Consider the following 23,332-nt stretch of genomic DNA (forward strand, 5'->3'; position numbering starts at 1 on the left):
TGGTAAGGGGCGTTTGGGAAGAGGGAGGCTCCCGCAGGAAAGTGAGCTCTTCCCAAAGGTCTCTATGCTCTTTCAAGTATCTCGAAATCATAGACAATTCAATTGAAAGATGTCAGATATCTTGGTAAAATGTTCATAGCATTTCTATAAAGGGGCCATGTCAAATGGATTTTAATATTTTTATGAACGACGTTGTTTCAAAAGCACGTGAAGAAATTACACAAGCAGGATATACAGAACTGACGACACCTGAGGATGTCGATCAGGCACTAAATAAAGAAGGTACGACACTTGTTATGATTAACTCTGTATGTGGATGTGCAGGCGGCATTGCCCGTCCGGCAGCTGCTCATGCGATTCACTACGATAAGCGCCCGGATCACCTTGTGACGGTTTTTGCTGGGCAGGATCGTGAAGCGACAGATCGTGCTCGCGAATATTTTGAAGGATATCCACCTTCTTCCCCATCTTTCGCACTCTTGAAAGATGGTAAAATCCAGACAATGGTCGAGCGTCACGACATTGAAGGATTTGAACCAATGGAAGTCATCGGAAAGCTTCAACGCAGTTTTGAAGAGTATTGCGAGGAAGTATAAGAATACAATAAGCTTAGGATCTTTGTTTATAAAGCAAAGATCCTTTTTTACGTAATATCCTTCCATTACATAACTGAACGCTTGGTCTTCTTAGGTCAGCGATCTATAGAAAGAATAGAGGTGAACACAGGATTGAAAATAGGATATCGGACCATTAAGACGGCATTGGGAACACCATTTGCCATATGGATTGCTCAGATGCTTCAGCTGGAGAATTTCGCTTCAGCGGGGATCTTAACCATTCTCTGTATCCAAATTACTAGAAAACGTTCCTTTTTAAGTGCGTGGCATCGTTTTTCCGCTTGTTTATTAGCGATGGGATTTTCATTCGCCTTTTTTGAGCTATTAGGATACAATCCCATTTCAATCGGATTGATGCTGTTTGCCTTTATTCCTGCGACGGTTTGGTTCAAAATCACACCTGGAATCGTAACCAGCTCCGTCATCATCCTTCACCTCTACGGTTCAGGGGATATCGGGTGGAGTATTATATGGAACGAAGTGTTATTGATCATAGTAGGGATTGGAACAGCATTGCTGTTGAATTTATATATGCCCAGTCTGGAGAAGAAGTTAAATCAGTATCGAAAGCAGGTGGAAAGCAACTTTTCCGTTATTTTGAGAGAGATTGCTCAATTTTTACGAAATGGAGATAATGATTGGACAGGCAAGGAGTTAACGGAGACTGCGAATCTTCTGGAGAAAGCGAAATCACTCTCTTATCGGGACGTAGAAAATCATTTGCTGCGTGCTCACAATCATTTTTATCACTATTTTCATATGCGAACCAAACAGTTTGAACTTCTGGAACGTATGCTCCCTCTCGTGAGCCGTATATCGTCTTCTGACATCCATGGCATTCGCATGGCGGAGTTTTTCGATGATTTAGCTGATGCGGTTCATCCCGGGAATACAGCCGTTATCTATTTGAGAATGTTAAAAGAGATGAAAGAGGAATTCCGGGAAGACCGACTGCCGGAAACGCGGGAAGAGTTTGAAGTAAGAGCGAGCCTCTTCCATTTATTAAATGAAATAGAAGACTATCTCATCATTAAACGATCGTTCAAAAAGAGTGATGTATAGAGGGAAACAGTGAGGGGAAACTCTTAATAAAAGAGGATGATCCCGTTGTACAGCTTCCTTTTACTTTTCAGTTTATTAAACCCTTTACTTCCTCCTCACACGCCGGCTGAGCCCGTTATCATTGTAAATAAAGCGACCCATGAGGTTGTGCTCTACCAAAGCGATCAAGTTCTCTTCAAGGCTCCTGCGGCCATTGGGAAGACGAAGGACTTGACGCCGGAGGGCCAGTTCAATGTGAAAGTGAAAGCCAAAGATCCATACTATCGAAAAAAAGACATCCCAGGTGGAGATCCAAAAAATCCACTAGGGAGCAGGTGGATCGGGTTTGATGCCAGAGGAACTGACGGTAGAATTTATGGCATTCATGGAACGAATCAACCGGATTCCATCGGCAAATCAGTCTCAGCAGGCTGTATCCGGATGAACAACAAGGATGTTGAGGCTCTATTTGAGATGGTTCCTGCTGAGGCGGATGTATTGATTGTCGATAGTGAAAAGGGAATGCCTGAATTATATCGTTTCTGGGAAGAAAACAAATTACACAAACAACTCTAGAAAGTAAGAAAGCCGAAGGGATGGATGTTCCATCCCTTCGGCTTTTTCCATTCATTTATTATAAGAAGAAACTCGCGCCAGCCAATGCACTGGATAGAAGCATGGACAAAATCATGACATAGATCACAATTTTCATACGGCGTTCGCGTTTTGAACGTTTTTTTGTAGCCAAGGTGTGTAACCTCCTTCTCAGTCAATCCTACTGACATTCTACCTAAAAAAGAGAAATTGGACAAGGGCGTGAAATCATTTACAATAAAATTGTGAATGATAACAATTTTTAGATAGGTAAGCGCTTCATTTCTGGTATGCTAGTAGTGTGAATGGACTGAATAAGGAGGCCTTTCTTATGAACAGATCATCAAGTGACCAACACCCAAAGCAAAAATGGGAAAAAGATGTAGAAAAAACGACGGAGCGTTTTCCGGAACGGAAAGAAGCGTTTCATACAAGTTCCGAAATTCCGGTCGAACGATTATACACGCCGGAACAGATGGATGAGGACTACATAGAGGAAATCGGCTTTCCAGGCCAATATCCTTATACGAGAGGTATTCAACCGACCATGTATCGAAGCCGCTATTGGACGATGCGTCAATATGCAGGGTTCGGTTCGGCAGAAGAAACGAATCAGAGGTTCCGCTATTTATTGAAACAAGGTCAGACCGGTTTATCGGTCGCTTTTGACCTGCCGACACAAATCGGTTACGACTCTGACGATCCGATGGCAGATGGGGAAGTGGGGAAAGTCGGTGTTGCCATTGATTCATTAAAAGACATGGAGCAGCTGTTCGATCAGATTCCCCTCGATAAAGTTAGTACGTCGATGACGATCAACGCACCGGCCAGTATTCTGCTTGCGATGTATATAGCCGTAGGTGAGAAGCAGGGAGTAACGCCTGAAAAACTGACAGGAACGATTCAAAATGACATTTTGAAAGAATATATCGCTCGAGGTACGTATATCTATCCACCGAAACCTTCCATGAGACTGATTACAGACATCTTCGGTTACTGCCAGGAGCATTTGCCTAAATTCAATACAATAAGCATATCCGGCTATCATATCCGGGAAGCAGGTTCTACGGCCGTTCAGGAAGTCGCCTTTACGATTGCTAATGGGATGGCTTATGTAGATGCGGCGATCGAAGCTGGACTTCAAGTCGATCAGTTTGCGCCAAGGCTTGCTTTCTTCTTCAATGCTCACAATCAATTTTTTGAGGAAGCAGCCAAGTTCCGGGCAGCTCGTCGCATGTGGGCAAAAATCATGAAAGAACACTATGGAGCAGAAAATCCGAAAAGTTGGAAGCTCCGTTTCCATACACAAACAGGCGGAAGTACGCTGACGGCTCAGCAGCCGGATAATAATATTGTACGTGTCACATTACAAGCACTCGCCGCTGTCATGGGAGGAACACAAAGTTTGCACACCAATTCCCGGGATGAAGCTCTTGCTCTGCCGACAGAAGATTCCGCACGAATTGCGTTACGTACACAGCAGATCATTGCCAATGAGAGCGGCGTGGCGGACACCATAGACCCACTCGCTGGTTCTTACTATGTAGAGTCGCTCACAGACCAGATTGAAAAAGAGGCAAATTCTTACTTAGAGCGCATCAAAGAATTCGGTGGAGCTGTCCAGGCGGTGGAAGAAGGGTATATGCAACGTGAAATTCATAAAGCCGCATATGATGCCCAAAAACGGATCGAATCAAATGAAGACATCGTTGTCGGTATGAACGAATACAAACTCGAAGAAGAGATACATGCCGACTTGTTACGCGTGGATGAAGCGCTGGAACAAGCACAAATCAAGAAAACACAGGAAGTGAGATCTTCCCGCGATCAGGAAGCGGTCGACCAATGCCTTCAAGCCCTTCGGGAAGCGGCGAAAGGGTCGGAGAATGTCATGCCGCATATTGTGGCTGCGGTTAAAGTTTATGCCACAGTCGGGGAGATCGCGAACGTTTTACGAGAGGAATTTGGAGAATACACCGGAATGTAGGAAGGGATGATGAGGATGAAACCAATACGTGTACTTATAGCCAAACCAGGGTTGGATGGTCATGACAGAGGAGCTTTAATTATCGCTCAGGCACTCAGAGACCATGGAATGGAAGTCATTTATACAGGCCTGCGGCAATCCGCCGTGCAAATCGCAAGAGCTGCTATTCAGGAAGATGTAGATGTCGTCGGACTTTCGTCTCTTTCCGGTGCTCACAAATCATTGTTTCCTAAAGTGGTCCAAGCGCTGGAAGAGCAGGGAGCATCTGATATTCCTGTCGTAGGGGGCGGGGTCATACCTGCAGAAGATATTCCTTTTCTTGAGGAAAAAGGGGTGAACAAAATCTTCACCAGCGGGTCACCCACAGATGCCATCGCTCTTTATATTAAGCAGCTTCTGAACAAGGAAACGATAGAAGCACCGAAACGGATCGCCCATATCGGAATTGCTGTGGAAAGCATCGATACAGCCTTGCCGTTCTATCAACATAACCTCAGCTTAGAGCTTGAAGCTGTTGAAGTTGTGGAATCAGAACAAGTGCGTGTCGCTTTTCTAAGAATCGGTGAAACGATGTTCGAATTGTTGGAGCCTTTGAGTGATGACTCTCCGATCCAATCGTTCTTGACGAAAAAAGGAGAAGGTGTCCACCATATCGCATTGGAAGTAGACGATCTTTCCAAGCGTTTGGAGCAGTATAAAGAACAAGGGGTCCGTCTCATTCATGAACAACCGAAACAAGGGGCTCATGACAGCCAGATCGCCTTTTTGCATCCGAAAGCAGCCAATGGTGTCCTATTTGAACTATGTCAGCATGGGGAGGAGGAGTAAGGGTGGACATTTTTGATAAAATCAATGAATTATACGATAAGCGTCGCCAAGTTGAACTAGGCGGCGGTGATGAAAGAATTGATAAACAGCATGATAAAGGGAAATGGACAGCGAGGGAGCGGATTGAGCATCTCTTAGATGAAGGGTCCTTCATAGAATTAAACCCCTTTATTGAACATCGTCACGATGCCTTTGGAATGGACGGAAAATCAGCGCCTGGGGAAGGTGTCGTGACAGGATTTGGGAAAATTCATGGGCGTGATGTGTATTTGTTCGCTCAGGACTTCACGGTTTACGGTGGAGCCTTAGGGGAAATGCACGCGAAAAAGATTGCCGCTGTCATGGACCTCGCTGCGAAAAATGGAACCCCTTTTATCGGCTTGAACGATTCTGGAGGAGCACGCATCCAGGAAGGTGTTTCTTCCTTGGATGGTTACGGACAAGTCTTTTACCGCAACTCCATTTATTCTGGGGTCATACCACAAATATCGGTCATCATGGGACCATGTGCCGGAGGAGCCGTTTATTCTCCAGCCATCACTGATTTCGTCATCATGGTGGAAAAAACATCGCAAATGTTTATTACCGGGCCGAAAGTCATTGAAACCGTGACCGGTGAGCAAATTTCCGCAGAAGACCTCGGTGGTGCCGGCGTCCATAATTCTTTGAGTGGGAATGCTCATTTGAAAACACCTGATGAAGCTTCTGCATTGGATGCTGTACGTGATCTCGTCAGTTATCTGCCACAAAACAATGAAGAACTGACCCCTGAAGTCGACGTGGAAGTTGACGATGACTTCAGACCTGATATTACAGATAAAATCCCTTTTGATCCGATTCGACCTTACGACGTGCGTATCGTTATCGATGAGTTCGTTGACGAGGATTCCTTCTTCGAAATTCATAAGGACTTTGCAAAGAATATTGTTGTCGGATTTGCACGTCTGCAAGGGAAGACCGTGGGACTTGTTTGTAATCAACCGAAGTACATGGCTGGCGGACTTGATATCGACTCCAGTGATAAAGCTGCCCGTTTCATTCGTACGTGTGATTCTTTCAATATCCCTCTCATTACATTTGAAGATGTGACCGGCTTCTTCCCTGGGATCAAACAGGAACATGGGGGAATCATCCGCCACGGTGCGAAAATTTTATACGCTTACTCCGAAGCCACAGTGCCGAAACTGACGGTTATTACTAGAAAAGCTTACGGTGGAGCCTATGTCGCGCTGAACAGTAAATCGATTGGTGCGGACCTTGTCTATGCCTGGCCAAATGCGGAAATTGCCGTTATGGGTCCTGAGGGGGCAGCGAATATCATTTTTGCCAAAGAAATCAGAGAAAGCGAAACACCGGAAGAAACACGGCAAAATAAAATCAATGAATACAGAGAACGCTTTGCAAACCCATACGTAGCAGCAGGCCTCGGGATGATCGATGACGTTATCGACCCAAGAGAAACGCGGTCAACCCTGATCAAAGCCCTGGATATGCTGAAGAATAAACACGAAGAACGTCCGTATAAAAAGCATGGCAACATCCCTCTATAATTGACACAGTCCTTTCGTTCCGCTAACGTACTAAGAGGAATGGGTTTACATATGAAGGAGGCAGACATAGATGGTAGCCATTAATAAAGAACGCTTGCTGAACGAATTTCTAGAGTTGGTTCAAATCGACTCAGAAACAACACAGGAAGCTGAAATTGCTAAAGTATTGAAAAAGAAATTCCAGGACTTAGGTTTGGAAGTGCTTGAAGATGATGCAGCCTCGATTACAGGTCATGGAGCAAACAACCTTATTTGTAATTTAGAAGGTTCAAAAAAGGACGCAGAACCGATTTATTTCACTTCTCACATGGATACGGTGGTTCCAGGTAACGGTGTGAAACCTTCTGTTGAAGATGGTTATATCGTGACCGATGGAACAACGATCCTTGGAGCGGATGACAAAGCGGGTGTCGCTGCGATTCTTGAAGCGATCCGTTCTCTTCAGGAACAAAACGTTGAGCATGGAGACCTTCAGTTCGTGATCACCGTAGGAGAAGAAAGCGGGCTTGTTGGCGCGAAGGCTCTTGATGCTTCCATGCTCAAAGCGAAATACGGGTATGCGCTCGATAGTGACGGTCAAGTCGGAAACATTATCGTAGCGGCTCCTACCCAGGCGAAAATCAATGCCATCGTGAAAGGGAAGACCGCTCACGCAGGAGTGGCTCCTGAAAAAGGGATTTCAGCCATCACACTGGCTTCCCGCGCAATTGCTAAAATGCCATTAGGACGTATCGATGACGAAACAACAGCGAACATCGGCCGTTTTGAAGGTGGTCAAAAAACGAATATCGTTTGTGACCACGTAGAGGTCTTAGCCGAAGCCCGTTCCCTAGACCCTGAAAAAATGGAAGCGCAAGTAGAAAAAATGAAAAAAGCGTTTCAAGAAACAGCTGAAGAAATGGGCGGCGAAGTCGAACTTGATATCGAAATCATGTACCCTGGCTTTAAACAACAGGCCGGAGACCAAGTCGTAGAAGTCGCGCGTTCTGCAGCGAAACGCATCGGTCGTGAAAGTGAACTACTGACAAGTGGCGGCGGAAGTGATGCCAACGTCATCGCAGGCCACGGCGTACCTACAGTCAACTTGAGTGTAGGATACGAAGAAATTCATACTACGAACGAGCGCATGCCTGTCAGCGAGCTTGAAAAAATCACAGAGTTCGTAACAGCGATCGTAGAAGAAGTGGCACAATAATAATCCAAGACTCCCTGATTTCAGGGAGTCTTTTTTGTGGATCTACACGATAGTTTTACGACTTAGACAAACAATAATTGGGGCGTTGATGAACAATAACGAAGCTTAACATGGTATAATAGAGAACAAATGTTCCAATGGAGGAAGAACGTTATGCAGTCCAAATGGTATCCAAAAAAAGGTCGCGTCATTTTTCATGTCGATATGAACAGTTTCTATGCGTCTGTTGAAGCAGCCTTTGATCCCACCCTAAAGGGAAAGCCGCTTGCCATCGCAGGAAACCCTGAAGAAAGACGCGGAATCATTGTCACAAGCAGCTATGAAGCCCGCAAATACGGTGTTAAAACGACGATGCCTTTAGGTGAGGCAAGACGGTTGTGTCCAGAACTCATTGTCATGGGACCAACGTTTGAACGATACCGTACAGCATCCAAAGAGATGTTCAAAATTTTAGCTGATGTGACGCCGCTCGTTCAGCCGGTTTCGATAGACGAGGGTTATATGGATATTACCAACTGCGCGGACCAAGGTTCCCCTCCAGAAATAGCCGAACGTATTCAGCAGCGAATCCATGACGAGCTCGATCTTCCATGCAGTATCGGGATAGCGCCAAATAAATTTTTGGCAAAAATGGCTTCTGATATGAAAAAGCCTATGGGAATCACGGTCTTACGGAAAAGAGATCTTGAAAGAAAATTATGGCCTTTACCGATAGAAGAAATGTACGGAGTGGGATCGAAAACAGCAGAGAAACTGAGGAAAATTGGCATTGAAACCATTGGCGATTTAGCTGAACACCCTGTCCTTGAGTTGAAGGGAGTTCTTGGCATCAATGGAGAGCGATTGAAAAACAGGGCGAATGGAATCGATGACCGTCCCGTCGATCCAGATGCGGTTCACGAATTTAAAAGTATCGGCACATCAACAACACTTCCACAAGATACGACCGATGACACGGAGGTACAAACGGTCATTCGCAGACTTTCCAATAAAGTGGAAGTTCGGATGAAGAATAAAAAGGTGCTTGCAAGAAATGTGCAGTTGACGATTCGTTATCATGATCGGAAAACAGTGACACGCAGTCGGCAGCTACAGGAATTCATCCATTCGTCTGAAGACCTTTTTCAGGTGGCTATGCAGTTATTCGATGATCACTGGAATCAACAGCCTGTTCGTCTTCTCGGCGTTACAGCTAGTGACCTCGCTGAAAAATCAGAAGTCAGTCAACAGCTTGACCTCTTTAATTTTGAACAATACGCCAGCAAGGAAAAGCTGTATAAGACGATTGATGATCTGACTGAAAAATACGGCAAAAACCCTTTCCGTGATCTCAGTAATCCCACGAACCCTCAGGTAAATACGAGCTTTCAAAAGGATTTTCTCGACGATTTCAAAAAATGATTCCCAGGCATAGCCTGCCTCTTCTTTTCCATACTAAAAGAGAAGGGAGGCGTTCTAGAATGGGTAGAGATCGACAAGAGAAAAAGTTGAAAAAATCCGGCAGAGTGGAGTCCGATCGTGATCAGCGCCTAAGTTATCCGGGTGCAACCGCGATGGAGGGGCCAGAAGCAGCTCGTAAACGCAGATAATCAAGGAGGCGGATTTTTTATGGGTAGACGTATGGGTCCAAAACAGCAAGAACAACCGAACTTACCCCTGGGGCCGCAACAAGCATACGGGGAACCGGCTCAAGGATCTCATAAAGTAAAAAACAGACAGCATTCGCGTCAAAAACAAAAATCTTCTCACGATATGTAAGCAGAAAAGGCAGCCATTTGGCTGTCTTTTTATTTTTTAACATCCAATTATCGCCACAGGAATGATGGTCATATTATTTGGGTTCTTGGACAAAATAATTCTTGAGGAGGTTGAGAATGATGCCAGAACGAATTGTCGCCGTTAGAAAAAACGGGCAAGGTAGCATTGTTGAAATGCAACTGTCGTCAGGACAAGTGATCGATTATAAGCGAGCACATGAAATGGCGCGCAGTGGTGAACTGGAACACGTGAACCTCATTCGAGGTAAAGATGGAGAAGACCATCTGCGCAGTGAACCGGATGGCATTCAATCCAACAACTTGGACAACCTTCCATCTTTTTAATAGAGAACCCAGGCAAAGCCTCGCGCTTGCCTGGGTTTTCTTTCGTTAAAGCTCCCGATTGTGGAAGACTCAGTTTCGAGACTTTTGTTGAGTGGATGGGGGCTGCGGGGAATGACTCGCTTTCCGTGGGAGCGCGTTGAGCCTCCTCGGACTGCGTCCTGTGGGGTCTCACCAAGCACTCTTTTCCCACAGGAGTCTCGCCATTCCCCTCCGCCCCTTTGCCCATATAAAAATCTCGAAACCACTTCAAAAAATAGGGGAGCTTCCAATAGTAGCGTGAAAATACTAAAGAGTGTACATTTTTCATGGAAAGCCTGCTAAAGAGTGCTTTATCAATTTAGGACAGGCATGGTGGAAGACACTCATCCTGGGAAAAGTGGGTTCGTTTTTCACACTTATTAAATGGGGTGGTTGGGAAGCAGCAAGACTCCCGTGAGAGAAAGGAGATAGGCGAGATCCCTTAGTACTTCAGCCCGCTCCGAGGAAGCTTGCCACTCCCCCACAGGAAAGTGTTCAAATGCGGAATCGCCCTGGTAGACACGAATGGCATAAACAGAACAGCAACGGAATGTGCTTTTTCATTCCTTTGCTGTTCTGCTTATGACGCGAGTGTCTGGGCGATGGAGCTGGACGAGTAGCTTCCCAACCACCCCTGACACCCAACTAGGCAACGAACCCCGTCAACATCTCGAAACTGAGTCTTCCACAATCCTGCCCTTATCGGCAATAAAAATAGTGAGCGGGATGATAAATAATGAAATATATACATATAAATATTTCAAAAAGTTATTGACTTCTTTTTTTATTGAGGTACACTAAAAATGAAATAAATGATGTGTTTCATTACAAAACTTTTAATTGGAGATGATGAAATGGCAATCTTCGCAAATCAAGTCAATAAAACGTATCAGAGCGGAGAAGTGACAGTTCAGGCGCTGCGCCAGGCGTCATTGGAAGTACCAGATAAAAAAATCGTAACGATTCTTGGCCCTTCAGGGTCGGGGAAATCAACGCTGCTCAATGTAATTGGGGGAATAGACCGTTACGATTCAGGATCAATCAAAGTAGGAGACACGGTCCTTGATCAATTGAAGGATCGTCAACTCACGGATTACCGCCGGAAATTCGTAGGGTTCATTTTTCAACAGTATAATTTAATTCCAACACTAACCGTTGAAGAAAATGTAGAAGTAGGCCGGGAATTGAGCCAGCAGCCACTTCATATGAAAGATACACTTGAAAAAGTGGGCATGTGGGATAAGAAAGATAAGTTCCCTTCTCAACTGAGCGGGGGTGAACAGCAGCGTGTCGCAATAGCGAGAGCACTAATTAAGAACCCGCAAATTTTACTCTGTGATGAACCAACAGGTGCCCTTGATGAAGAAACAGGGAAAAACATATTGAAATTGTTGAAGTTCGTCAATGAGCAGTACGGAACGACGGTTTTAATCATCACCCATAACCAGGGAATCGGTGAAATGGCCCATTCCGTGATTCGAATGAAAAGCGGTGAAATTGTAGATTCTTATGAAAACGAAAATCCTGTCCATCCAGAGAAGGTGACATGGTCATGATTCTAAAGAAATCTGTGTACCGAACATTAAAAGAAAAGAAATTCCAATATGCCGGGGTGGCTGTTCTTCTTTTACTTGCAGTTATGCTTTATGTGTCCTTATCCATGGCCATCACGACACTTGAATCAAGAAATGAAACTTTTTCGAAGGACTATAAACAGGAGAGTTTTCATTTTGTAGCAGGTGAGGATGTTGCAGATGAAAAACTCTCTGTATGGGAAGATGAGTACAATGTGACCTTAGAGAAACGTGAGTATGCTGATTTTCAGGTCGAGGATTCGACGTTACGCGTGTTTACGACTACGGAATCCGTAAATATTCCTTACATCGCTGAAGGGAGAGCGCCAACGAGCGATCAAGAACTTGCTATATCCAAAGTGTATGCTGAGAAACATCAGTATGAGCTGGGGGACGCCATTACACTCGATGATCGCGAGTTTGAAATTACAGGCTTCGTCTATTTGCCTGATTATATTTATATGGTCGAACAAATGACAGATTTGCTAGCGGATGCTGAAAAATTCGGAGTCGCAGTCGTTTCCGGTTCGAGTTTTTCGGTAAATGGACAGACGGAAATTCTAGGATGGACGGAGAATGGAGACGTCCCTGATGGGTTTAGGGAATCGGTAAGTGAAGAAACGGCTCTTTTGCAATTCGTGAACTCAGAAGATAACCCGCGCATAGGTTTCGTGGAAACAGAAATCGAAGGCGCAAAGGGCATGACGACGACATTACCGCTGTTCATTCTTGCCCTCTCCATCGCTATGGTATTGATGCTTATGAAGCGGCGTATGGAAATGCAACGAAAAGAAATTGGCACGCTTATGGCCCTTGGGTACCGTAAGAAAGAATTGGTCCGGCATTATTTAGGGTATGCCTGGTTCATTGGATTGGGAGGAACAGTCGGCGGTTTAACTGCCGGTGCTGGCCTGTCTGTACCGCTTTCGAACCTGTATGCGAATTATTTTAATTTACCAGCCCTCTCTATGTTTGACTGGGATCCTTTCGTTCTTGTCATAGGATTTGTCATTCCTTTATTGCTTTTGATCTTACTCACGACCTTCGTCATCAGTCGGACATTGCGTACGGAACCACTGACACTTTTAAGGCCTAAAGAAATGTCAAACGGGAAAAAATCCTGGCTTGAAAAACTTCCCCTTTTGCAAAAAGGAGGTTTTATTCGCAGGTTCCGATTGAGGTTACTGGTGAGAAACAAAGCACGAAGCTTCTATATTTTTATCGGGGTAATGTTCTCCACGGTTTTATTATTGTTTGGATTGATTACGTTCAACAGCATGGACCAGCTCGTAGAAACGACGTATAAGGAAATTTTGAAATACGATTATGCTGTCCACTATCAATCGTTGATGACGGAAGAAACGGAGGATGAACAAAGTCCTTTCACTATGAACGAACTTGGTGTCGTGGATGAAGACGTGAAAATTACGGCATACGGAATGGAAAAAGATAACGAGTTTATTCAATTGAGTGCGGAAGGGGAAAGTTTGCAATCCGATTTTTCAGAAGGAGCGATTATCAGTGCTCCTCTAGCTGCGGTACTTGGTGTAGGAGAAGGGGATGAAATCAACCTCAAAAACTCACTGAATTCGGATACGATGCAGTTAGAGGTCGCTGCAGTAGCTGACCTTTATATTGGGAATAACCTGTATCTTCCTCGCGAGGAATTGAACGGCTTCCTAGGTTTTCCTGACGAAGCTTATACAGGAACATGGCAAAAGCAGTCTCCGGAAAATAGTGAAAATGTTTATATGGTAGAAGATAAGCAGAAGGCGATCGACAGCTTTGAATCGACGACAGGCGCAACTAGAGCTTCTGTGGCCGGAATGGCCGTGTTTGCTGTATTAATTGGAGTGATTGTTCTTACTTTGCTCACTAATTTGATTGTGGAGGAAAATTCACCTTCGATTTCGTTGTTCAAAGTAATGGGCTATCATGACAAGGAAGTTTCTAAACTTGTCTTGAGTGTGTACACTCCTATCGTACTGATTGCTTACTTTGTTTCGATCCCGCTCGCAAGTTTGAGCTTGCAGCAAACGATGAACACACTCGTTCAAGAGACCGGTTTTCTTATGCCGACAGATGTAGCGTGGTGGATGGTCGTGATTGGATTTATTGTCATCCTGCTTACGTATTGGCTTTCTCTTGGGCTGTCTAAACGAAAGTTGAAGAATGTATCGTTACAGGAAGCATTGAAAAAGCAGCAAGACTAGAGAAAAAGGACAGCGGCCAGGCCGCTGTCCTTTTTCGCGCGCAAGAAGCCTGGAACGCGCGCAAGAAGCCTGGAACGCGCGCAAGAAGCCTGGAACGCGCGCAAGAAGCCTGGAACGCGCGCAAGAAGCCTGGAACGCGCGCAAGAAGCCTGGAACGCGCGCAAGAAGCCTGGAACGCGCGCAAGAAGCCTGGAACGCGCGCAAGAAGCCTGGAACGCGCGCAAGAAGCCTGGAACGCGCGCAAGAAGCCTGGAACGTGCGCAAGAAGTCTGGAACGCGCGCAAAAAAAGCGAGCGCAATGCTCGCTTTTTTCTATCCGAAGAATTTCTTCAGCACTGTCATTCCGAGCTGGGAGCCGGGATAGCGGAAGTTCTGGTCGAACCGGGTCGTTTGTTTTGTGATGCTTTTCTCGTGCGTAAAGGTATCAAAGCTTCGTTTGCCATGATAGCTGCCCATGCCGCTCTCGCCGACGCCTCCAAATGGAAGGTGTGGATTGATGATATGGTAAAGGGTATCGTTGATGCATCCGCCGCCGAAAGAAATCGAGTTAAGGATGCGCTGCTGTTCGATTTCGTTTTCACCAAAGTAATATAGGGCAAGCGGCTTTGGACGGCTGTTGATTTTATCAATGGCTTCATCGAGTTCATGATAAGTCAGAACTGGAAGCACAGGCCCGAAGATTTCATCTTTCATGACTTGATCTTCCCAGGACACCTGATCGAGAATGGTAGGGGCGATTTTGTGTTTGGATTCATCCAATGAGCCGCCCACAACAACCGTACCGGTATCGAGGTACGAAGATACGCGTTCAAAGTGCGCTTGGTTCACGATTTTGGTGTACTCTTCATTGTCCAAAGGATTCTCTCCGTAAAACTGCTGAATGTATTTTTTCATGGTACGGATCAAGTCCGCTTTCACTTCGTGGTGGACGTAAAGATAATCAGGTGCAATGCACGTTTGTCCTGCATTGGTGAATTTGCCCCAGACGATTCGTTTGGCGGCAAGATCGATGTTTGCATCTTTGTGGACAATTGTTGGACTCTTTCCTCCAAGTTCCAGTGTTACCGGGATAAGCTGTTTGCTCGCTTTTTCCATAATGATCTTTCCAACGGGCACGCTTCCGGTAAAGAAAATATAATCAAGCGGTTGGTCCAGCAGCTCCTGGGTGACGTCTTTATCCCCTTCAATCACGGCTATTAAGTGGGGAGGGAAATATTGCTCAATCATTTTTTTCAATACCCACGAAACGGTCGGTGTAAGTTCAGAGGGTTTGATGATCACCGTATTTCCGGCCGCAATCGCACCGATCACCGGAGCAAGGGCGAGCTGGACTGGATAGTTCCACGGAGCGATGACCAATACAGTACCATAGGGCTCTTTTCGAATGAAGTTTTTTGAGCCTGTATGGGTAAGAGGTGTTTTCACTTTGGTCGGCTGCATCCATGTTTTCAACTGTTTCACATGGTGATCGATTTCACTTTTCAAAAAGGCGATCTCTGATGCGTACGCTTCATATTCCGATTTGTTCATATCGAATTTCAAAGCATTGAGGATCGGTTTTTCAAAGGTCGTCAGCATCTTTTTCATTTTTAACAGTTGTTCTTTACGGAAAGCATAGCTCTTCGTATGTCCTTCTTTGAACCATGATTTTTGTAGCTTCACCGTTGGGTGCATACAGCTCCTCCTTTATTAAGTACGTTTAATGGGGTGTTGATAAAAATCGTATGCGATGGTTGTGTTCGGGAATATGGTCTGTGCTTCGTCCAGGAGCTCCTCCACCGAATCACCCTGGTACCTGGAAGAAACATGATTCAAAATCAATTCGCCAACATTTGCTTTCTCTGCAAGGGTGGCGGCTTGTTTGACGGTAGAATGAAAATAATCATAAGCCATCTTTTCTTCATCCCCGGCAAAAGTCGCCTCATGGACGAGGACGTCGCTGTCTTTTAAGACTTCTGCAAGATGCTGAAGGTAACGTGTGTCTCCTAAAATGGCGACTTTTCGACCCTTTTTAGGAGGTCCAATCACCTCGTTGCGATGGATGACTCTTCCATCTTCAAGGACCGTCCGTGGTTGGTTTTTAATCCTTTGATAAATAGGCCCAGGTTTGACGCCTAGTGCCTTCAGCTTGTCTGGCTGGAGCTCGCCAAGTTGATCTTTTTCCTTAAGGATATATCCATAGCTTTCAAGTCCATGTTCAAGCTTAACGGCTTCAACGATGAACTGTTCGTCTTCGAAAAGCTCTCCTTCTTCCACTTCTTCAATGTAAAGGGGATAGCGAAGGTGCGTTCCGCTCAATTCGAGACTGATATCAATGTAATCTTTTAAACCGCGCGGCCCGTAAACGGTTACAGGGGTTTCTCCACCTTGGAAAGAACGGCTGCTCAATAGTCCGGGCAGTCCGTATATGTGATCCCCATGAAGGTGGGTGATAAAAATCACTTCAATTCGTCGCGGACGTATGTTTGTATTCAATATTTGCTGTTGTGTGCCTTCTCCACAGTCAAAGACCCATGTCGTTCCACGCTCTTCAAGAAGGCGGAGGACAAGGGAGGAGACATTTCTTTCTTTCGATGGGACACCAGATCCCGTTCCTAAAAAAAATAGTTCCATTGCCAACACTCTCCTACACTTATCATGATACCACCAGAAGGGGGAGAACACACTTGAAATGCCATAAAAAAACTGCCGGATGTGTTTCCGGCAGTTGACAGGTGTTTACCAGGCACGAGTGTATTGTCTCGGCCCTTCTAATGGGTAGCCGAGTTCATCGGCTGCTTCTTTCGGCCAGTATGGGTTTCTCAAAAGAGCCCGGGCCAGGAAAACCAGGTCGGCCCGCTCGTTTTGCAGGATTTCTTCCGCCTGATTTCCACTTGTGATCAAACCGACAGCGCCTGTGTCGATGCCGGCGCCTTGTTTGATTTGTTCGGCGTAGGTGACCTGGTATCCTGGGTACGGATCGATGGCAGCTGGTACGACACCACCTGAGCTGACGTCGATGAGGTCCACGCCCTGAGACTTCATTTCACGGGCAAAATAGATAAAGTCGTCCATGGTGTTTCCATCTTCATGATATTCTTCTCCAGAGATTCTGACGAACAGTGGTCCATCCCACTCTTGCTTGACGGCTTCGATTGCTTCACTTAAGAAACGGTAACGGTTTTCACGAGTGCCTCCATACTCATCTTCTCGCTTGTTCGTAAGAGGGGAGAGGAATTGGTTGATCAAATACCCGTGGGCCCCGTGAAGTTCAATCACATCAAAACCGGCTTTTTTAGATCGGCCAGCTCCTTCACGGAAAGCTTCGACTGTACGGTGAATGTCTTCTTTGGTCATTTCTGTGGGAACCTTCATGGATGCACTGAAAGCTTCAGCACTCGGCGCGAAAGTTTCATCCCTTAAGTTGGCTTTACGTCCGGCGTGGGCCAGCTGAATGCCTGCTTTAGCCCCGTGGCGGTGAATGCCTTCATTGATTTTTTGTAATCCTTCAATGTGTTCGTCGCTCCAGATGCCAAGGTCTTCATGGGAAATACGGCCCTCGGGTAAAACAGCGGTCGCTTCTGTTATAATCAGACCAACTTGTCCAGCTGCACGGCTTTCATAATGGGTAAGGTGAAAGGGCTGAGCATAGCCGTCCTGATTATCCGATGAGTACATACACATCGGAGACATGACGATGCGGTTTTTTAATGTAACGTTTCTTACTGTATAAGGTTGAAATAATTTATGTTTCAACGATGATCCTCCTCCGAATTACGGAAAAATTGTTTCAATTCTTTGATTGAATACCGGTTGCCCCGCCATTCAATTCCCCCGCGAATCCATGTCAGGATAAGTGCTCTTGCAAGCATGAATACAAACAAAAGAGCAAAAATCGGCAGACCGAAAATCATCCACCATGGATAGTTTGTGAAAGAACGGGTGGTTAAACCATATAAACAAAATAACAAAAGGATGTTGATTGCGCTAATGATTTGAACGGAAGGACTTCCGATAAAGACGAAAATGAATGGAAACACTTGCGAAATCAGGACACCGAAAAGAGCAAACAAAGACAGGGGAATGGAATAATTCAATCCAGCAAAGGCATTTTTTTCGAAACCTTTTAGAGCGGACTTGAAGTCAGGGTACCATTCGACAGAGAGAAGCTGCTTGGCTGTGACGAGTTTTTGTCTGAATCCAGCCGCTTTGATTTTCTGTCCGAGGGCAAGATCATCATCAGGTCGGAAACGCACCGCTTCATGGGTTCCTGTCTTTTGATAACATGATTTCGTCATCATTTGGAAAGCCCCAATCCCCATCCCGCCTCTACGCTTCTCCTGGTTGGCCGTCCATGGCCGTTTTAAATAACCGAAACCGAACAAAAAGTAGGAGATTAAGCCTCGTAACGCAAATGAACGTGCCTTTAGGTCCGGTGCTGCTGTGAGGTGATCGAGCTCTTCTGCTTTCATGGCTGTTATCGCCTTTACGAGGGTTTGTTCTTCAAATTGAATGTCTGCGTCTGTAAAAACCAAATAAGCGCCAGCGGCTAGCTCGGCGCCTTTTTTCAGAGCATGATTTTTCCCAAGCCAACCTTCTGGCAGGTGGTCGATATGAACGGCTCGAGTGGAAGAGTGCAGGGCAGCTGCTTCATCGATGATTTCACCCGTTCGGTCACTGGATCGGTCGTTCACTGCGATGATTTCACACCTCACGTCTTTCTGGTTCGCAAGGGTTTGTAGCGTTTCGTGAATAGAGGTTTCTTCGTCTTTAGCGGCGATGATCACAGAGATGAGCTCGGACGCTTGAGAAGGAACGGTATGTTCGAGCTTTGGAATTCTTCTAATTCCTTGAAGAAAGTCTATGAGCAGGATGATCCATATAAATAGAAGTCCGAAAAACACCCAAAACATATTAACGATTTCTCCGTTTTCGATAAAGATCACGATATTCGATGGCCTGATGAGGAACATCTGTGAAAATTCCGTTTACACCCAGGCTGTAACACTTCTTCATCATGGAAGGGCGGTTGACCGTATATATGCGGAGTTCGAGATTTTCTTTGTGGCAGCGCTTCACGAGCTTTTTATCCAGAAGGCGGTGTTTCACATGTAAAGCGTCACACCCTTCGGATTTAGCGTATTGAGGGAGGTTCCGCATTTTCGTTGATGTCAAGAATGCCGTCTGAATCGAGGGGTTGATTTCTTTCATGCGTGTGAGGGATTCAGCATTGAAACTGGAAATAACGGTCCGTTCCAGGACGTGGTATCTTTTTAGAGATTCATAGACAATCCGCTCGATGTTTTTGTAGGCGATGACGTTCGTTTTCAGTTCGACATTTAAGAACATAGGCTGGTCTCGAAACCAGCGAAGAAACTCGTCCAGTGTTACAATATAAGTGTCAGAAAATTTAGGAGAAAACCAGCTTCCTGCATCAAGCAGGCGCAGCTGAGCATATGTATAGTCTTGTACGAACCCTGTTCCGTTGGTGGTGCGTCTCAGGTTTTCATCGTGGATGAGGACGGGGATTTGGTCTTTGGTTAGCTGCACATCGGTCTCGATTCCGTCAGCTCCGGCTGCACGCGCTAATTCAAAAGCAGGCATCGTATTTTCAGGAGCCAGCTTACTCGCTCCTCTATGAGCGTAAATAAGGGTTTTCATCGTGACGTTCACCTCTTCCAAGTAGCTTATGAGTTTGATTGTGTTTGATAATCCAGCAAAAGTCAATAAGGAGTGTGACCCCATGACAGTTTGGCAGACGAAAGAGCAGTTGACGGATCTCTTATGTTCTTTGGTAGAGTATCCGAGTATAACGAACAGCAATGAGGAAATCGCAATCATCGAATACTTATATTATATTTTGGAAGATCGCGATTATTATAAAAAACGGCCCAGCCACCTCAACTTGCATCCGCTGGACGATGGGCGTCAATTACTGACAGCCTTAGTGAAGAAAGACGAAGCCAAGGAAACGCTTGTATTGATTTCCCACGTCGATGTGGTAGGAATTGAGGATTACGGTTCTTATCAGAATCTTGCTTTCTATCCCCGTGAGCTCACTCAAGAGCTACATAAGAATGTTGATGATCTGCCGAAAGAAGCCGCCCGTGACCTGGAGTCAGGGAATTGGCTCTTCGGTCGTGGAACGATGGATATGAAAGCAGGCCTTACCGTCCACCTATCCCTTTTGGAAAAAGCGATGGCCGGGGAGTTTGATGGGAATCTTCTTCTCGTAGCTGTCCCTGATGAAGAAGTGAACTCCGAAGGTATGCTGGCTGCTCTTCCTGCTCTTGCCGAAATTCGGGATAAGGAAGATCTTGTCTATAAAGCGGCTCTGAATGGCGAGCCGATGTTCAGCAAATATCCCGGAGACCCTGCTTATTATTTGTACACAGGTTCCATTGGAAAGACGCTGCCGGGTTTTTTATGTTACGGAAAAGAAACGCACGCGGGTGAACCGTTCGGAGGATTGAATGCCAATCTGATGGTCAGCTACTTAGCACAGGAGATGGAACTGAACGAAGCCTTTATTGAAAAAGTGGGAGGAGAACGGACGCCGCCCCCACTCAGTCTGATGCAGCGGGACTTGAAATTTGAGTATTCGGTGCAGACACCCCAGGCAGCGGTCGCGATGTACAATGTCCTGTATATGAAGCAGTCAATTACAGAACTGAATGAAAAACTTTTACAGGCGGCCCAGCGGGCAAAAGCGAAGATCATCAATCATTACCACCATCAGGCGTCTTTTTACTTGGAAGGCACCCAAACATCCGCCTTCCACCCGGATATCACCATCCTGACCTATGATCAGTTATACAAGGAAGCGGTCGCACGGTACGGGAAAATGGAAGTCGATCGCCGTCAGAACCGGTTAGTCAATTTGAGAGACCAGGGCGATCGTGATTTCTCTACAACATTGGTTCAAAGTCTTGCATCCATATGCAAAGACATCAGCCCGATGATCGTCCTTTTTTACAGCCCGCCTTTTTATCCGGCCGTGTCGTCGAATGATGATCCTTTTATCCAGCATGGGGCCAAAACGGCCATCGATTACGCCAAGGAGAAGTTCGGTGAAGAACTTGAAGTGGTGGAGTACTTTACAGGGTTAAGTGATTTGAGTTTTATCGGACCGACATCTTCCACCTCTTCCCTCTCTGATTTGACGAAGCAGATGCCGATTCACGGCAATGGTTTTGAGTGGCCGACAGAAGTGATGGAATCGATCACAATGCCGATTATCAACATCGGACCATTAGGAAGAGACCCGCACCAGTGGACGGAACGCCTGGAATTATCCTACAGCTTTGAAAAACTGCCGCAGATTTTGACAAGGGTCATTCATGAGTTCTTTAAGAGGGATCGTGGGTAAAAGGTCTTTGAGCAAACTTTTCTAAAAGGTCGGTGGTAGAGTGGGAGTTATTTTTGTGACAGGGTTATCTGGTGTCGGAAAAACGAGTGTACTGCAGAGATTGGAGAATGAAGGCTACGATGTGGTGGATACCGATGATCATGGCTACACGAAGAAAGTCGCTACAGGAGAAGGGGAGGAAATCGTGTGGGATGAAGAAGAAATTTCCCATCTCATCGAAAGAAAAAGGCACACTCATTTAATCCTGTCCGGGTGTTATTCAAATCAAGGGAAGTTTTATAAATCTTTTGAATATGTTGTCCTCCTGGAGGCTCCTTTGGATGTTATGCTTGGTCGTGTGAATAAAAGAAATACGAATCCTTATGGAAAGCATCCAGTTGAAAGAAAAGAAATCATTGGTAATTTCACTCATGTGCTGCCAAAACTGCGGGCCGGCGCAGATGTGGTGATCGATACTTCAAAGGTGAGCATCTCTGAAACGGCCGATCGTCTGAAAAGTTTAATGATCCTGGCACATCAGGTCAGGATTTAGATATAAAAAAGCGTCCGGAAATCATTCCCGGACGCTTTTGTTTATGATGGATTAACCATTGTATTCGAATCCTGCTCCAGGACCGATTGGTGCGCCGGTCAGCATCCAAATCAACAGCATCAATGTCCAAATGGCAAAGAATGCAATGGAATAAGGAAGCATGGTAGATATCAATGTACCAATACCGACCTTCTTATCATACTTTTGGGCAAACGCAATGACGATTGCGAAGTATGGCATCAATGGTGAAATGATGTTCGTCGTAGAGTCGGCAATCCGGTAAGCAAGTGTCGTGAGCTCCGGAGAGTAGCCGAGCTGCATCATCAACGGGACGAATACGGGAGCCATAATCGCCCATTTCGCTGACGAGCTTCCGATGAACAGGTTGATGAAACCAGCCACGAACATGAACGCAATGATGAGTCCGATGCCTGTGAAACCGATGGAATCAAGGAATTCGGCACCGCTGACAGCAATGACTTTTCCGAGATTGGTATGGTTGAAGTAGGCAACGAATTGACCAGCCGTGAAGGCAAGGACAATGTAGATTCCCATGCTTGCCATCGTTTCAGACATTTGATTGGCTACGTCCTTATCATTTTTGATTTCATTCGTGATCTTCCCGTAAACATAACCAGGGACGAAGAACATAATCAGAATGACAGGCACTAAGCTATGGAAAAATGGAGATGCTAAGAAATCATCAGGGTTACGCAATGGTCCCCAGGATGGTACGACGAGAAGGGAAAGCAGGCCGATGGTCACGATAAACGCGATCAACGCACCGATCATACCCTTTTTCTCGAGTGGAGAAAGGTAGTTGACTTCTTCTTTCACGCCACCTTTGTATTCACCAAGACGAGGCTCGACGATTTTGTCTGTTACGAGTGTACCGACAATCGTAAGGACGAAAACAGAGACGATCATGAAGTAATAGTTCATCGTATAAAGAATCGTATCCGCATACGCAGGATCAATGGTTGCTGCCGCTTGAATCGTCAAATCACCAAGCAATGGATCGAGCGATGTGAGCAGCAAGTTGGCACTGAAACCAGCGGAAACCCCGGCGAATGCTGCAGCAAGACCTGCAAGCGGGTGACGCCCAAGACCAGCAAATAGCACCGCTCCGAGTGGTGTCAAAACAACGTAACCGGCATCAGCAGCCATACTGGACATGATACCACCGAATACGAGCGCTGCTGTCATCAATGAACGTGGTACGGATGTAACGAGTCCACGAAGCATCGCACTGATCAGCCCTGACCGTTCGGCAATACCGATACCCAGCATCGTAACAAGAACGGTACCGAGCGGTGCGAAGCCTACGAAGTTTTCTACCATGCTTTCAAACATGTATTGAATGCCGTCACTGGAAAGCAAGTTGACGACTTGTAACGTTTCGCCGGTCGCTGGGTCTTCGACTTCCACGTTCATCGTGGAGAAGATCCAAGAAGCGACGACAACCATGAGTGCAAATATTGCGAACAATGTGACAGGGTGAGGCAGTTTGTTCCCGACACGCTCAATCCAGTCGAGCATGCGCATTGTCAACCCTTTCTTTTCTTGTTGTTCCATGATCTTCCTCCTTATTGACCTTTACATTTCTTTTAAATTTACAATGACGCGTTAAAGTATAATGAAAAGTAATTTTTATTTGAAGTCTTTTGGAAAAAGTCCCACTAGAAAAAGAATTATGAATAATGTGACGGCTGTAATCTTTGTCATATAGGAGG

The 23,332-nt window shown here is 45.7% G+C and carries 22 protein-coding genes; 15 read left to right on the plus strand and 7 right to left on the minus strand.

The features are described 5' to 3' along the window. Positions 1-164: 164 nt before the first annotated feature. From GLV98_RS00980 to GLV98_RS00990, 3 genes are all read left to right on the plus strand, one after another. A complete protein-coding gene (locus tag GLV98_RS00980) occupies positions 165-596 on the plus strand; it encodes a BrxA/BrxB family bacilliredoxin (protein ID WP_160911186.1) in 432 nt (143 codons plus the stop codon). A gap of 132 nt (positions 597-728) precedes the next feature. After that, positions 729-1,679: an aromatic acid exporter family protein gene (locus GLV98_RS00985; protein WP_160911187.1), complete on the plus strand. Its 951-nt coding sequence runs from the start codon at positions 729-731 to the stop codon at positions 1,677-1,679. Between the two features lie 36 nt (positions 1,680-1,715). Further along, entirely contained in the window at positions 1,716-2,234 is a 519-nt protein-coding gene (locus GLV98_RS00990; protein ID WP_160911189.1) for a L,D-transpeptidase, read from the plus strand. A 58-nt stretch (positions 2,235-2,292) separates the two neighbouring features. On the opposite strand, the gene prli42 is transcribed toward GLV98_RS00990, so the two are convergent. Beyond that, positions 2,293-2,406, minus strand: coding sequence for a stressosome-associated protein Prli42 (prli42, locus tag GLV98_RS00995; protein ID WP_237417008.1), 114 nt, complete (start codon positions 2,404-2,406; stop codon positions 2,293-2,295). A gap of 177 nt (positions 2,407-2,583) precedes the next feature. Here prli42 and GLV98_RS01000 point away from each other — a divergent pair, with 177 nt between their 5' ends. The 10 genes from GLV98_RS01000 (at position 2,584) to GLV98_RS01045 (ending at position 13,719) form a co-directional block, all read left to right on the plus strand. After that, positions 2,584-4,239, plus strand: a complete 1,656-nt coding sequence (locus GLV98_RS01000; protein WP_160911191.1) for an acyl-CoA mutase large subunit family protein — start codon at positions 2,584-2,586, stop codon at positions 4,237-4,239. A gap of 15 nt (positions 4,240-4,254) precedes the next feature. After that, entirely contained in the window at positions 4,255-5,067 is an 813-nt protein-coding gene (gene mce / locus GLV98_RS01005; protein ID WP_160911193.1) for a methylmalonyl-CoA epimerase, read from the plus strand. Then, on the plus strand, positions 5,043-6,617 hold the full coding sequence (locus GLV98_RS01010; protein WP_202409872.1) for an acyl-CoA carboxylase subunit beta: 1,575 nt from the start codon (positions 5,043-5,045) through the stop codon (positions 6,615-6,617). Before mce ends, GLV98_RS01010 begins: the two co-directional genes overlap by 25 nt. 70 nt (positions 6,618-6,687) lie before the next feature. Then, a complete protein-coding gene (locus GLV98_RS01015; protein WP_160911197.1) occupies positions 6,688-7,812 on the plus strand; it encodes a M20/M25/M40 family metallo-hydrolase in 1,125 nt (374 codons plus the stop codon). Positions 7,813-7,965: 153 nt separating this feature from the next. After that, positions 7,966-9,213 (plus strand): DNA polymerase IV, encoded by a 1,248-nt coding sequence (locus GLV98_RS01020; RefSeq protein ID WP_160911199.1) that lies wholly within the window; start codon positions 7,966-7,968, stop codon positions 9,211-9,213. 59 nt (positions 9,214-9,272) lie between these two features. After that, complete coding sequence (locus tag GLV98_RS01025) at positions 9,273-9,401, plus strand: YpzI family protein (RefSeq protein ID WP_089651799.1); 129 nt, start codon at positions 9,273-9,275, stop codon at positions 9,399-9,401. Positions 9,402-9,420: 19 nt separating this feature from the next. Continuing rightward, the gene (locus GLV98_RS01030; RefSeq protein ID WP_160911201.1) at positions 9,421-9,570 is read left to right on the plus strand and encodes a small acid-soluble spore protein P; all 150 of its coding nucleotides are present in this window, start codon (positions 9,421-9,423) and stop codon (positions 9,568-9,570) included. Positions 9,571-9,689: 119 nt separating this feature from the next. Then, on the plus strand, positions 9,690-9,914 hold the full coding sequence (locus GLV98_RS01035; protein WP_089651888.1) for a DUF3892 domain-containing protein: 225 nt from the start codon (positions 9,690-9,692) through the stop codon (positions 9,912-9,914). An 872-nt stretch (positions 9,915-10,786) separates the two neighbouring features. Beyond that, positions 10,787-11,488, plus strand: a complete 702-nt coding sequence (locus tag GLV98_RS01040) for an ABC transporter ATP-binding protein (RefSeq protein WP_160911203.1) — start codon at positions 10,787-10,789, stop codon at positions 11,486-11,488. Then, positions 11,485-13,719 (plus strand): ABC transporter permease, encoded by a 2,235-nt coding sequence (locus GLV98_RS01045; RefSeq protein ID WP_160911205.1) that lies wholly within the window; start codon positions 11,485-11,487, stop codon positions 13,717-13,719. Before GLV98_RS01040 ends, GLV98_RS01045 begins: the two co-directional genes overlap by 4 nt. Before the next feature lie 312 nt (positions 13,720-14,031). Here GLV98_RS01045 and GLV98_RS01050 read toward each other — a convergent pair whose 3' ends face one another. The 5 genes from GLV98_RS01050 to GLV98_RS01070 form a co-directional block, all read right to left on the minus strand. Then, positions 14,032-15,393, minus strand: coding sequence for an aldehyde dehydrogenase (locus tag GLV98_RS01050; protein ID WP_160911207.1), 1,362 nt, complete (start codon positions 15,391-15,393; stop codon positions 14,032-14,034). A 15-nt stretch (positions 15,394-15,408) separates the two neighbouring features. Next, the gene (rnz, locus tag GLV98_RS01055; protein ID WP_160911209.1) at positions 15,409-16,332 is read right to left on the minus strand and encodes a ribonuclease Z; all 924 of its coding nucleotides are present in this window, start codon (positions 16,330-16,332) and stop codon (positions 15,409-15,411) included. Between the two features lie 105 nt (positions 16,333-16,437). Next, positions 16,438-17,454, minus strand: coding sequence for an NADPH dehydrogenase NamA (gene namA / locus GLV98_RS01060; protein WP_160911211.1), 1,017 nt, complete (start codon positions 17,452-17,454; stop codon positions 16,438-16,440). Then, positions 17,451-18,611, minus strand: a complete 1,161-nt coding sequence (locus GLV98_RS01065) for a glycosyltransferase (protein WP_160911213.1) — start codon at positions 18,609-18,611, stop codon at positions 17,451-17,453. Before GLV98_RS01065 ends, namA begins: the two co-directional genes overlap by 4 nt. A gap of 1 nt (position 18,612) precedes the next feature. Beyond that, positions 18,613-19,359 (minus strand): glycerophosphodiester phosphodiesterase, encoded by a 747-nt coding sequence (locus GLV98_RS01070; RefSeq protein ID WP_160911215.1) that lies wholly within the window; start codon positions 19,357-19,359, stop codon positions 18,613-18,615. A gap of 82 nt (positions 19,360-19,441) precedes the next feature. Between GLV98_RS01070 and GLV98_RS01075 the strand changes: the two genes are divergently transcribed. Together GLV98_RS01075 and GLV98_RS01080 are read left to right on the plus strand one after the other, a co-directional pair. After that, positions 19,442-21,067 (plus strand): M20/M25/M40 family metallo-hydrolase, encoded by a 1,626-nt coding sequence (locus tag GLV98_RS01075; RefSeq protein WP_160911217.1) that lies wholly within the window; start codon positions 19,442-19,444, stop codon positions 21,065-21,067. 55 nt (positions 21,068-21,122) lie between these two features. Then, a complete protein-coding gene (locus GLV98_RS01080) occupies positions 21,123-21,599 on the plus strand; it encodes an RNase adapter RapZ (protein ID WP_160911219.1) in 477 nt (158 codons plus the stop codon). A gap of 51 nt (positions 21,600-21,650) precedes the next feature. On the opposite strand, the gene GLV98_RS01085 is transcribed toward GLV98_RS01080, so the two are convergent. Continuing rightward, entirely contained in the window at positions 21,651-23,174 is a 1,524-nt protein-coding gene (locus GLV98_RS01085; RefSeq protein ID WP_160911221.1) for an AbgT family transporter, read from the minus strand. Between the last annotated feature and the right edge of the window lie 158 nt (positions 23,175-23,332).

The organism is Halobacillus litoralis, from assembly GCF_009856415.1.
In the GTDB taxonomy this organism is placed as follows: Bacteria; Bacillota; Bacilli; order Bacillales; family Halobacillaceae; genus Halobacillus; species Halobacillus litoralis_C.

What these genes read in the sequence shown, in the direction of transcription:
- GLV98_RS00980 (WP_160911186.1), top strand. Translation starts at nt 165, where the DNA reads ATGGATTTTAATATTTTTATGAACGACGTTGTTTCAAAAGCACGTGAA.
- GLV98_RS00990 (WP_160911189.1), top strand. Translation starts at nt 1,716, where the DNA reads ATGATCCCGTTGTACAGCTTCCTTTTACTTTTCAGTTTATTAAACCCT.
- GLV98_RS01000 (WP_160911191.1), top strand. Translation starts at nt 2,584, where the DNA reads ATGAACAGATCATCAAGTGACCAACACCCAAAGCAAAAATGGGAAAAA.
- mce (WP_160911193.1), top strand. Translation starts at nt 4,255, where the DNA reads ATGAAACCAATACGTGTACTTATAGCCAAACCAGGGTTGGATGGTCAT.
- GLV98_RS01010 (WP_202409872.1), top strand. Translation starts at nt 5,043, where the DNA reads ATGTCAGCATGGGGAGGAGGAGTAAGGGTGGACATTTTTGATAAAATC.
- GLV98_RS01015 (WP_160911197.1), top strand. Translation starts at nt 6,688, where the DNA reads ATGGTAGCCATTAATAAAGAACGCTTGCTGAACGAATTTCTAGAGTTG.
- GLV98_RS01020 (WP_160911199.1), top strand. Translation starts at nt 7,966, where the DNA reads ATGCAGTCCAAATGGTATCCAAAAAAAGGTCGCGTCATTTTTCATGTC.
- GLV98_RS01025 (WP_089651799.1), top strand. Translation starts at nt 9,273, where the DNA reads ATGGGTAGAGATCGACAAGAGAAAAAGTTGAAAAAATCCGGCAGAGTG.
- GLV98_RS01030 (WP_160911201.1), top strand. Translation starts at nt 9,421, where the DNA reads ATGGGTAGACGTATGGGTCCAAAACAGCAAGAACAACCGAACTTACCC.
- GLV98_RS01035 (WP_089651888.1), top strand. Translation starts at nt 9,690, where the DNA reads ATGCCAGAACGAATTGTCGCCGTTAGAAAAAACGGGCAAGGTAGCATT.
- GLV98_RS01040 (WP_160911203.1), top strand. Translation starts at nt 10,787, where the DNA reads ATGGCAATCTTCGCAAATCAAGTCAATAAAACGTATCAGAGCGGAGAA.
- GLV98_RS01045 (WP_160911205.1), top strand. Translation starts at nt 11,485, where the DNA reads ATGATTCTAAAGAAATCTGTGTACCGAACATTAAAAGAAAAGAAATTC.
- GLV98_RS01050 (WP_160911207.1), bottom strand. Translation starts at nt 15,393, where the DNA reads ATGCACCCAACGGTGAAGCTACAAAAATCATGGTTCAAAGAAGGACAT.
- rnz (WP_160911209.1), bottom strand. Translation starts at nt 16,332, where the DNA reads ATGGAACTATTTTTTTTAGGAACGGGATCTGGTGTCCCATCGAAAGAA.
- GLV98_RS01065 (WP_160911213.1), bottom strand. Translation starts at nt 18,611, where the DNA reads ATGTTTTGGGTGTTTTTCGGACTTCTATTTATATGGATCATCCTGCTC.
- GLV98_RS01070 (WP_160911215.1), bottom strand. Translation starts at nt 19,359, where the DNA reads ATGAAAACCCTTATTTACGCTCATAGAGGAGCGAGTAAGCTGGCTCCT.
- GLV98_RS01075 (WP_160911217.1), top strand. Translation starts at nt 19,442, where the DNA reads ATGACAGTTTGGCAGACGAAAGAGCAGTTGACGGATCTCTTATGTTCT.
- GLV98_RS01085 (WP_160911221.1), bottom strand. Translation starts at nt 23,174, where the DNA reads ATGGAACAACAAGAAAAGAAAGGGTTGACAATGCGCATGCTCGACTGG.